This is a genomic window from Burkholderia cepacia, assembly GCF_001039005.1.
In the GTDB taxonomy this organism is placed as follows: domain Bacteria; phylum Pseudomonadota; class Gammaproteobacteria; order Burkholderiales; family Burkholderiaceae; genus Burkholderia; species Burkholderia theae.
In genome coordinates, this window is sequence record NZ_LDWR01000087.1 from 22555 (window position 1) to 33119 (window position 10565).

Sequence of the window (10565 nt, forward strand, 5' to 3'; positions counted from 1 at the left end):
TCAGCGGCGCTCGTGCGTGCGCGGCTCACTGCGGGGATTCAGGCAACGCGTAGTCGAAGCTGTACGAATGCTGGCCGTTGTCGATATTGATGGTCATCGAGCCGGAGAGCCCGAGCAATTCTCCCGTCGCGGAATCGGGCACGACGGTGATCGATTGCTTCGGCTGACCGCGCGTCATGGTGGAGCTATGTTGCAGGACAAAGCTGCCCTGGCGCCCACCGAGCACACCCTGCACGGTTTCCATTGCCACGTAGCCTGCCGAACCCTGGACACTGCTTCGAAACGCAAGCATCTCTCCGTGGCTGACGGCTTCCAGGTCGCCGTGAAATTGCTTGTCCAGTGACAGGCGGCCGAGCCCGGTGTTTTCCGCGACGCTACTCAGGGATTCCGGATTCAGCTTCACTTCAAAAGGACCGTTGGCCAGCAGTTTCATTGCAGCTCTCCTCGTTGAATGGGCACTCCGCACTATAAGCCAACGGCGTTTCGCCGGCGGTAACGGTTTGCGTGACCGGATCCGACCTCGGATCGTGTGCCGCGCAGCGTTTGGGGCGATAATCGGCGTCCAGTCGTTAATCTTTCTCACCTGAGGCTAGCCCAATAAGCGTCCGTTGAAGGATTCATTCTTCGCATTGTTGGTCAGTTTGCCAGGACGTGAGAAGTCAATCTCGACGCCATTCTATTTGTCCAGCGTCTTCGAAATGAATTCGCTACCATTGTCCGCCTTGATATGGCAGGGAAGCGGACGATGCTACGCAAGCCGGGTCAGTGCGGCGACAACGTGCCCGCCACGCAATGAGCCGTCGACTTCCATGGCCAGACATTCCCGCGTGTAGTTGTCCACGATCGTGCGCGTACATAAGCGACGGCCATTGAACGGCGCATCAACGACGAAATCCATACTCCAGATTTCGTTGATTGCGCTCACTGGCTGCTTCGGCTGTCGGCTCCGGGCCGACTTGTTCCGTCGAGGTCTTTTGTGGCGCAACGAAAGCCCAAGTTCCCGATACACGCGTTCAACGTGTTGATGGTTGTCTCGTCAGCCTTCCCGGCGAAGCATCACGTACCCGCGGGGCGGGGCGTACCGTAATGCACCTGCACTTCCGTGATCCCGTTGATGCGCATCTCCAGCGCGCTTTGAGCACGCGTGACCGACTCGTAACGGTAGACCGTGCGGGACAGCTGCAACAACGCACTGGTCTGTCGCTGGCTTGCGCAGAAACGCTGCATCAAGTCCGTGACCAGTTCACGGGGCCGAGAAGGCCTCGGCGCTGATAGGATGGTCCGCCCCTCCCCCAAGGGGGATACTGAAGCCCCTGAAACCATCGGAGAATGATCATGCGTATCGTTCCTCACAGCTGCGCCGTCTACAGCGTCGACCTGGGCAAGACGACATTTCACATTGCCGGAGCCGACAAGCATGGACAGCCCACCCAGTGAATCAAGCTTCGTCGCGGCGCGTTGCTACAGTTCTTTGCAACAGCTTCTCCCGCACGCGTGGGCATGGAAGCTTGTCCGGGATTGCATTGGTTGGCACGGAAACTGATCGCGTTCGGCCACGACATCAAGTTGATAGCGGCCCAATTCGTCAAGCCCCACCTGAAGTCGAACAAGAACGACACGCTCGACGCCGAGGCAATCGCCGAAGCTGTAACGCGCCCAACGATGCCAAGCGTGAAGAGATGGGATTACTCAAAGCCGAAGGCGTCGGAGTGCGTGAGATCGCGCGCCGTATTGGCCGCAGCGCGTCAACGGTCTCACGAGAGCTCGCGCGTAATGCTGCAACTCGTGGTGCCTGCCCTGTTGTGGCGATCATTGACCTGGGATCGAGGAAAGGAACTGTCCGATCATGCTCGCTTCACCATTGAGTCTGGTGTGAAGGTCTTCCTTCACAGCATGACCAACTGGTCTTGATGACAACGTCACGCCGGAATTTCCCACTTCACTTCAACCGGGACAGTTTTGTGGGCCAGGGTCATTGCTTCCTCCGGTGGCAGCATCGCCTTGGATCTGCTCTCGACATCGGAGTGTATAAGCCGTTCGATTGACGGAGATCCAGACACCGTCCGAACAGATAATCGAACAGCGCTATCTTGTGTCTTGCTTCAGATGCCTCGTGCTCAATGAAGCCGACATTTACAGACCGCGATAGAAGAAGAATGGTGGATCCGGCAGCAAAATACTGAAGTACGCTTCACAGTATGCGGGATTCGATTTTCATAAAGCCGACAACTTCGATACCACACTCCGGGCAATAATAAGCAACCGAACAGCCCGACTCCGAACCCTTTGCTAGGAGAATTATTGAACTTGCTGGCGCTCTTGCGGACGCAACTAGCGCTAATTGTGTACGTCTACACGTGCGGCGATCTACAGGAAACCGTCGCAAGGCCGGCTTTGGTTACGGCATTTTCGCGAGCGCTAGGACTGCTTTGACAGCGTCGTCTTCCAGGCCTTTGAGGTCCGATGGGAAGCGGTTGCGTTGAGGAATGAATACGACAAGTCCCTCGATCTGGGCAGTAATCAATGCCGATCTTCGCGCGAGCACGGGGGGCGGCAGCGCAGGGTTGATGGCCATCACGAACTCGGCAACCATGTGACGCTGGAGCGTGTACGCCTCTTCGATGGTTTTGCGCGCGAATTCCTGCGATTGCGCCAGTGCAAACAGATTGACGAAAAGTCCTTGGGTTTTCGATTGCTTGCTGTCCTCGATCAGCAGCCGCACCAGCTTCTCGAGGCGTGCCTCGGGCGTAAGCGTTGTGTCGGCGCGAAGATCGTCGTACGAACCCGCATAGTTGGCGAGCGTTACGTTGATGATCGTTGCTAAGAGGTCCTCGCGGGACGGAAAGTAATGTTGCAGATTCGACAGCGACAGTCCGGTCTTCGTCGCGACCTTCCTCATACTCAACTCGCCATACCCATCCGTGACGAAAATCTCGATCGCGTTCGTCAGGATGCGACCAATCGTCTGACGCCCGCGTTCGGTCAACGGGCGCGGGTTGTCCCCGAGAAGCAGTGATGGAAACGCGTTCGTCTGCGGATCGACGTGATCATTTCCACCAGCCTTGTCATGCAGGTCGCGGTTTATGGTTTTCGACGACATCGATTTGTCTTCCGGGGTGTTGGCGAGGGCAACACCGTCATTACGGTTGTGGAGTGACATTATGGGTCGTCTAATCAACCGCGTGCAAGCCCGCAATGGCGTCTCATCGTGCTGGATGGACTCGCCTTGTAGCGGTCGGCGAGCGGAATATTGCTGCGATGCACAATAAAAAATCACTGCAATGGATTCGCGAGCCAAACGCCCGCCTCCTTCTGCTCGATGTCCACAGTCGCGCGCGTGAGCAGTATGCAACTGGACCGCAGGGAGGCTGGGGATACTACCGTCATTTCCCGATCGGTTCGATCAGCGACGCCATCGCCCACCGGTTGAATCCAGTTGTCGGCGCACGGGCCCACTCGGTGGCGCTGCCGATATCGGCCGCAGACATTCGGGCTCAGCGTCGGCAGGACTGATTTATGACAGGTCTTCCAACCTATATGTGTGATGCCTTCGATTTTGAGGCGAGCTGGTTGCTACCTAAAATCCGATCGAGTCCAAGATGGTTTTGAAGCGAACAAAAGCCGGCATGTAATTGATTTTCATAGATTTATGCGCGGACAAATCACGATGAAGCTTATGCGCGCTATCTTCCTTCGGAGGCGGGTAAACGAGAGTTGCTGTACAAAATGTTGTCAATGTATAACACAAATAGGTCGTATGACCTTTTTATTGAGAGCGAGGATCGGAAGGAGGGTATCGATCGACGTATGTCCCTGCGTGGAGCAGTCGCGACAGCGCTCGTAGACTCTGCAATGGTCAGCGATGTTTCGCTGGCAGCCGTGACGCAACCTTCGGCTGTAGGTCTCTAGTCGAAGAGCGTGGCGTCGGATGTTCACGGTGATGTGATTGTGGTTTGCGATGGATTCGCGGATCTTACAACTGCTCGCAATTGCGCGTTGCGTCTGAAAATGGCGCGTTCGATGAGGTGGCGATACTGGCAATGATGTTATATGGCACCGGCGGGATTGCTGAGGCTTCTATCGAACTGGCCATCATTTGCCTCTTGTCGCAACTGCATTCGGCCGGCGATATCGTCGGGAGGGCTGCAGCGGCAAAAGCATGGATCACGATCACGATCGCGCACGAAGCTCAAGGAGGACGGTGGCGGCGCGAAGGACCTGCCGTTCTTCTCTGGTCGTCGGTTGTCGGCAATCGGCCCACGAAAGCACGTTGGAGAGGATCGTTGTTGCTGAAGATTTGGGAGCGGGCTCTTTTTTGTCGGCCTTTTCCGACTCACTCTAGACGTACTAACAATGACGCGCGGATGCTCGTCTTCGGCTGGTAGTTGCTTCAGCACTTCGAAGATCGTGTCGTTCAGACCATATGACGGTACCTTGAAGAAAGAATGAATTATTTTTTAACCAACATAGATAGGAATGCGAATAAATACATATACAAGAATATCTTATAATTTGTTTTATATAAATAATGACTCTGTGTGGATAGGACGGATTCATCGCCGACCGCATAGCGAGTGCCGGATCCTGCCAGCGAAGTCGTGGCAGAAGTCGCTTGGCTTTCAGGGCAGTACAGAATTTAACGGGGTATTCATGTCGGCGTCCAATTCGGCGAACATCATCTTGTGGAAGCTTTCGAGGGCCTCGTCATGAGCGGAAGAGAGCGAGTCAACGTATGCATTATCGGCGCCGGTCTCGCCGGGCTCCGCGCAGCGCAGCAACTCGCTGAGCGCGGTCATAGTGTGTGCGTGCTTGAAGCCCGAGATCGCGTCGGTGGCCGCACCCAAGGCGGTACGTTATGCGGTGAATCCGTTGATCTGGGTGGTCAGTGGATCGGGATAGGTCAAACTCGAGCGGTCGCGATGTGTAAAGAGCTCGATTTGGAGCTCTATGAGCAGTATGCGGACGGTCGGAGGGTAATGGAGATTGAGGGTAAGGTTCGAGGCTACAGTGGCACCATTCCCCGCATGCCGGTCATGGGCCTCCTGGACACGGATCGTGCCATGCGGCGTATTAACCGCGCTGCGAAGACGATCGATCCGCGGGCGCCATGGGAGGCCCCGAATGCACCGCTCTGGGATCGAATGACCGTTGACCAGTGGATACAAAAGACGATGCATACACGCAGCGGCCGAAGGTTAATGGAGACCGTCACGCGTGCCTTAAGTACCAGTGAGCCACACGAAGTTTCATTGCTCTGTATTCTGAGCTTTGTCGCAGCCGCCGGAACGATACAGACACAGGTAGAAGTTCGCGGCGACGGGGCGCAGCGCTTGAAAGTGCGCGGTGGTGCCTTCCAGCTGGCCGAGCGTCTGGCCCAACGCCTTCCACCGGGCATGCTGAAGTTGAATTCGCCCGTATACGCGATCGAGCAGTCGGAGTCCGAAGTGACGATCCGGCATGCGGGCGGTGAGGTGCGGGCATCGCGTCTCATCGTAGCAGTTGCCCCCACTCTTGCTGCGCGCATCGATTTCATGACACCGTTGCCCGCGATGCGCATGCAGCTCCATGCCCGCATGCCGATGGGTTCGGTGATAAAGGCACTGGTTGCTTACGAACGTCCTTTCTGGCGAGAGCAGGGGTGGTCGGGCGAGGCGATCAGTGATACCGCAACGTTTGGCCCCATTGCCGACGCCACGCCGCCCGGCAGCCGTCGCGGATTTCTCGTTGGCTTTTTCGCCGGGAACGCCGGCCGAGAGATGGCGCAGGCTACCAGCAACGAGCGGCGTCAAGTGGCCGTGCGGTCGATTCAGCGCTTTTTTGGCCCAGACGCCGCGTCACCGATCGGCTATGTGGACAAGGATTGGATTTCAGATCCCTGGAGTCTGGGAGGGTATGTGGGTATAACGGCGCCTGGAACGCTGATAACGAACGGTCCTGCATTGCGCGAGCCTTGCGGTCGTATTCACTGGGCGGGTACCGAGAGCGCAACTTGCTGGACTGGCTATATGGACGGAGCCATCGAATCCGGGGAGCGTGCGGTGACGGAAGTCATTGCAGGCGGTGTTCATACGCCGCAGCTATAGAAGCAGGGTGAGCGCACCAACGCTTTCGACATTCTTGCTACTGGCGGCTGCCCCCAACACTGCGGGCTGGCCGCTTGTGCAGCAGTCCACGTCATGATGCAGAGAGATTTGCGGTCTTCGCATGGCATTTCATGCCAACTTCGCTAGTTGGCTGGAAGCAATTTACCTCGACAGCGACCGAATTTTCGTCGCGCAACGTAGATGCGACATCATCAGCGAACCTAACGCGAGTACTCCGGCAGCGCGCCAGCCACGAACACCAAGCCCGGGTTCCCAGTGAATTATCTTCTGGCCTAAAGCGGCCGTGCCGCCTCGTTGCGGCTCGACTGCCTGGTCGCATTCGCGGGCGCTACCTAAGGTTGACGCGAAATCTGGACATGGCCTTCGTCCAAGTCACCTCAGCACGGCACCCCCGCGCGTGGCGGGCTGCATACCGTGGACCATCCTTTCTGCCCATTTCAGCGGATTGTCGAAATGAAGACCATTCGGGGCGACATCACGCTGCATGCCAATGGGTGGGGTGCCGGGTACCGAGTGGGACTTCATCGGTCAGCGAGCCGAGCATAAAAAGGTCATCATACCTATTTATATGAGGAAAATCGGATTGCCTGTGGTGTGCTGGGGTGTGGAATCCGCATGCCAACGGCTTTGCCGGATACGTAAATTTCCGCAAATTGTGGCCAATTTTCAGTATCTTCTGAGCGAAAAGTCTTAAAAATTGTTAAATAGTCTCAATTTTGACAATTCATTTCAATGCGAGGGATAAACAGGAGTTGCTCTGCAGCACTTCGCTATGTATAAAGCGAACTAGGTCTTGTGACTCAGTTGTTTCGGTTGGGGCAAGTGATGTGCAGCGAGTGTCGGGGTGAGGAACTGCTACAACTTTGGCCGCGATATCACATGCAGTTTCGGGCATGGTCAGCGGCAGGCGAGCGGAGGCTGTCAGGTCGGAGGCGAACGAGGATGACGAATCGGAGGACCGAGGTGTCGGACACCCGCCCCGATTTGCTCGTAATCGACAGTTGATTCGCTGACATGAAGCCGTTATTGGGGAGCAAGCGACATTAGGATGCCTTTGCTAAGAGGTGCGCATTAGCGCATTGACCCCGATGTCGGCGAGTGAAGATTACCGGCCACACGTCGGACGCAGTTCTACCGCTGCCCTGAAAGGGGAGCGTGTCAGTTTACGCACACGATGCCGCGTTGATTGACCTTCAGGACTTGCTCTCGATCGATAAGACGAATGCGTCAGACGACTTTGCCAACTGGTGCCCCCACAAATAGTTGATGAACGCGACAGGATAGGTTTGTCCGGCGGCTGCAATTTGGACGAGCGTATCCGGATCGGCAACCGCAGCCCGGCGAACGGAGTTGTGCTTGTCCCCGATGCGCCACGTGCATCGCGTTGGAGACGTGGGAGTGATGGTCGGCAAGGACGTTCCGGCTGCGACTGAAATTGCGTTGAAGGCGGCGGAAAATGACTTCTCCTGCATCGTCGATGCCGATGAAGTGTTAAGGACTATTAAGTTATTTATTTTTAATGTAATCCCGGCAGGGTTTCGGCAGGAGGCGGTATGAACAAAATTTTTAAAGTGATCTGGTGCAAAGCCGTTGGCGCATTTGTCGTCACGTCTGAATTGGCGAGATCGAAGCGAAGCGGAACTAGATCGTGCACGGTATCCGGTGCGCCAGTAGACGATTCGCGGCGACAAACGGCCGTCGCTACTGCCGTTGCAGCCTTATTTCTCTATTTGTCGGGCGTACCAAATGTGATGGCGGGCATCGTCGATGGCGGCAGCAACACGACGGGCTCAAATTTCACTGGTGGATCCGGTTCGACAAGCGGAACGCTGTCTAACAGCTACATCGGCGCCGCCGGCCAGGGTGTTGCCCTTACCGGTGACGACGACTGCATGTCTCTTACCGCAACACGCAAAACACTGAATTCTGCAAATACTGCATGGTTGCTTGGAACAACCTCACAGACAACTGATCCTGGTGCGCTCTACCCAACCGCGGGAACTGACAACGGCGTCGCCATAAACTATGCGGGCACTGGTGACTTTTCCGGGGGCGGCGTTAGTGCTACGGGTTCGCAAGCCACGCTTGCGTGGGGCTTCAATTCGTTTGTAGGTGGTTGCGGTAACAAGGCGCTGGGAATGGGTTCGACCGCGCTAGGGATGAGTAATCTTGCAGGACTGGCGGGTTCGACCGCTCTTGGAATTGCCAACTCGGCCTCGGGTGCGGGTGCGACTGCAATCGGTTTGTATAACACGGCTTCTGGCACGGGCAGCACCGCAATGGGTATTGGCTCGCAAGCTACCGGAAACGGGGCGGTAGCCTTGGGCTTCGGCGGAAACGGCAATGCGGCTAACGCAACCATTGCAAGTGGGGCCAATGCAATCGCGATTGGGGGTGACACAACTCAAGGTGCGCAGGCGACTGGCTCGGACTCGATTGCGCTTGGCAGTGAGGCCGCTGCGACGAACACAAGCACCGTCGCATTCGGCAAGAATGCCACTGCTTCACTTGCGAATAGTGTAGCGATTGGAGCAGGCTCGACGGCAAGTGCGGTTAGTGCCACAACGAACTGGACAACAGCAAACGCCGTGGTCAACGGTAAGACGTTCTCGGTTAATCAGGGGCCCACGAACGGTGTTGTTGCCGTTGGCAACAGGCAAATCCAGGGTGTGGCGGATGGCAACGTTTCGGCGACGTCGACTGACGCGGTTAACGGCAGCCAGTTGTATCAGGTGGCTCAGGCAATCTCTGGTGCAGGCACGCACTACTTCAGCGTCAACGACAACGGTACGCAACAGGGCGGCTACGCCAACAGTGGCGCGACAGGCGTCAATGCCCTGGCAGCAGGGACTAACGCATCGGCGTCGGGTGGGGCAGCGACCGCGGTCGGGCAGGGCGCAAAGGCTTCTGGTGCGCAGGCCGCAGCGGTAGGCAACCTCGCAATCGCCGCTGGATCTCACTCAGTTGCATTTGGGACTTCTTCGTATGCCGGATCGTTTAACGATACCGCGTTTGGCGCGCTGACGACCGCGTCTGGGGGCGGAGCCACCGCGTTTGGCGATCAAACCATAGCAAGCGGAAACGTATCCATCGCATTAGGGACTCTCGCTACTGCATCTTCCGCAAATGCAATGGCGATCGGCACCAGTAGTACGTCGAGTGCAACGGGTGCGATAGCTTTTGGCGCGACCTCCTCGGCAACGGGCGCGAATGGCATGGCGCTTGGATATGGGGCCATTTCCAATGGTGCAGGTGATATAGCCTCTGGTTTCAATGCGGTGGCTGGTGTTAGCGGCGCGACGGCAATCACCAACGATATCGCTGTCGGGAATGGAGCCTCAGCGACTGGGGGCAACTCAATTGCTCAGGGCACCGGTGCGATTGCTAACGCGGCGGGAGCTACGGCTATCGGCAACGGTGCGAGCGCGGGTGCCGCCGGTACCGTGGCGATTGGTCAGAATGCGTCGGCCAGCGGCGGGCAGGCAGTGTCGATCGGTGTGGCCAATACTGCGAGCGGCAACGGAGCGATCGCTATCGGCGATCCGAACGTTGCGACGGGTACCGGCGCAGTGGCGGCGGGTGCAAATAACACCGCATCCGGCACCGGTGCGGTTGCTGTCGGGAGCGGCAACTCGGCCAGCGGCACGGGTGCGGTCGCACTGGGCAGTGCCAGTACCGCGACAAACAGCGCAGTGGCCGTTGGCCTGGGCGCGAACGCGACAGGCGTGAATGGAGCGATCGCTGTCGGTAATGCAGCAACGGCAACAGGTGAAGGAGCGATTGCACTCGGCAATTCGGGGTCGTTTGCGGCGACTACCATTGCGTCGGGATTCGACGCGGTGGCGTTGGGGAACGGATCGACTGCGAGCGGTAGCTCCGGGTCAATGGCACTCGGCGCGTCAAGTACGGCGAACAACACAAACGGTACTGCGGTCGGTGCGGGATCGGTAGCCTCGGCGACTGCTGCGACGGCGTTGGGGCACGGCGCATCAGTGGGAGGCGCATCTTCTGTTGCCGTTGGAGATGGAGCCAAGGTTGGCAATATAGCCAATGCGGTCGCACTTGGCGCCGCCGCGAACGCTTCAGTGGCGGGTTCCGTCGCGCTTGGCGCGAACGCGACCACGACAGGTGCGGCTTCGGGTGCGACACAGGGCACTGGTACAGTCAGTAGCACAACAATCGGCGGTCAGACATTTGGTCCCTACGCAGGCGCGAACGGGGCAGCTGGTGTCGTGAGCGTAGGCGCCGTCGGCTCCGAGCGCCGCATCCAGAATGTCGCGGCCGGTCTCGTCAGCGCAGGTAGTACCGACGCCATCAATGGTAGCCAGCTTTACGCGGTAGCCAGCACCACGACCTCGAGCATCACCAGCTTGTCGACATCTGCTTCGACGGGCCTCTCGTCGGCGAATAGCTCGATTACGTCGCTGTCGACTTCGACTTCGACCGGTCTGTCGTCGGCGA

7 protein-coding genes and 2 pseudogenes are annotated in these 10565 nt (G+C 57.6%); 5 read left to right on the forward strand and 4 right to left on the reverse strand.

Going from position 1 to position 10565, the window contains the following annotated elements; genetic code table 11:
• Window positions 1–25 precede the first annotated feature (25 nt).
• Together VL15_RS36445 and VL15_RS36450 are read right to left on the reverse strand one after the other, a co-directional pair.
• Window positions 26–433, reverse strand: a complete 408-nt coding sequence (locus VL15_RS36445; protein WP_048251649.1) for a DUF3224 domain-containing protein — start codon at window positions 431–433, stop codon at window positions 26–28.
• 168 nt (window positions 434–601) lie between these two features.
• Window positions 602–1269, reverse strand: a pseudogene (locus VL15_RS36450) (DDE-type integrase/transposase/recombinase); the annotation flags it as partial.
• 395 nt (window positions 1270–1664) lie between these two features.
• On the opposite strand from VL15_RS36450, the pseudogene VL15_RS41235 reads away from it, so the two are divergent.
• A pseudogene (locus VL15_RS41235) lies at window positions 1665–1787 on the forward strand (helix-turn-helix domain-containing protein); the annotation flags it as partial.
• Between the two features lie 611 nt (window positions 1788–2398).
• On the opposite strand, the gene VL15_RS36460 reads toward VL15_RS41235, so the two are convergent.
• Window positions 2399–3160, reverse strand: a complete 762-nt coding sequence (locus VL15_RS36460; RefSeq protein WP_080971069.1) for a TetR/AcrR family transcriptional regulator — start codon at window positions 3158–3160, stop codon at window positions 2399–2401.
• Window positions 3161–3258: 98 nt separating this feature from the next.
• Between VL15_RS36460 and VL15_RS42375 the strand changes: the two genes are divergently transcribed.
• Window positions 3259–3513 carry a hypothetical protein gene (locus VL15_RS42375; protein ID WP_155420375.1) on the forward strand — a complete coding sequence of 85 codons (255 nt, stop codon included), beginning with the start codon at window positions 3259–3261 and terminating at the stop codon, window positions 3511–3513.
• Window positions 3514–4619: 1106 nt separating this feature from the next.
• Here the strand turns inward: VL15_RS42375 and VL15_RS43435 are convergent.
• Entirely contained in the window at window positions 4620–4796 is a 177-nt protein-coding gene (locus tag VL15_RS43435; protein ID WP_230684604.1) for a hypothetical protein, read from the reverse strand.
• On the opposite strand from VL15_RS43435, the gene VL15_RS36465 reads away from it, so the two are divergent.
• From VL15_RS36465 to VL15_RS42380, 3 genes are all read left to right on the forward strand, one after another.
• Window positions 4740–6083, forward strand: coding sequence for a flavin monoamine oxidase family protein (locus VL15_RS36465; RefSeq protein ID WP_230684603.1), 1344 nt, complete (start codon window positions 4740–4742; stop codon window positions 6081–6083). The genes VL15_RS43435 and VL15_RS36465 overlap by 57 nt on opposite strands.
• A gap of 1419 nt (window positions 6084–7502) precedes the next feature.
• Window positions 7503–7661 carry a hypothetical protein gene (locus VL15_RS36470; RefSeq protein ID WP_155420376.1) on the forward strand — a complete coding sequence of 53 codons (159 nt, stop codon included), beginning with the start codon at window positions 7503–7505 and terminating at the stop codon, window positions 7659–7661.
• A partial coding sequence (locus VL15_RS42380; RefSeq protein WP_268991250.1) for an ESPR-type extended signal peptide-containing protein occupies window positions 7658–10565 on the forward strand: 2908 nt, incomplete at its 3' end. The genes VL15_RS36470 and VL15_RS42380, both read left to right, overlap by 4 nt.

Excerpts from the sequence above, each read along its gene's own strand:
- VL15_RS36460 (WP_080971069.1), bottom strand. The coding sequence starts at position 3,160 with ATGTCACTCCACAACCGTAATGACGGTGTTGCCCTCGCCAACACCCCG.
- VL15_RS43435 (WP_230684604.1), bottom strand. The coding sequence starts at position 4,796 with ATGACCGCGCTCAGCGAGTTGCTGCGCTGCGCGGAGCCCGGCGAGACC.
- VL15_RS36445 (WP_048251649.1), bottom strand. The coding sequence starts at position 433 with ATGAAACTGCTGGCCAACGGTCCTTTTGAAGTGAAGCTGAATCCGGAA.
- VL15_RS42375 (WP_155420375.1), top strand. The coding sequence starts at position 3,259 with ATGCACAATAAAAAATCACTGCAATGGATTCGCGAGCCAAACGCCCGC.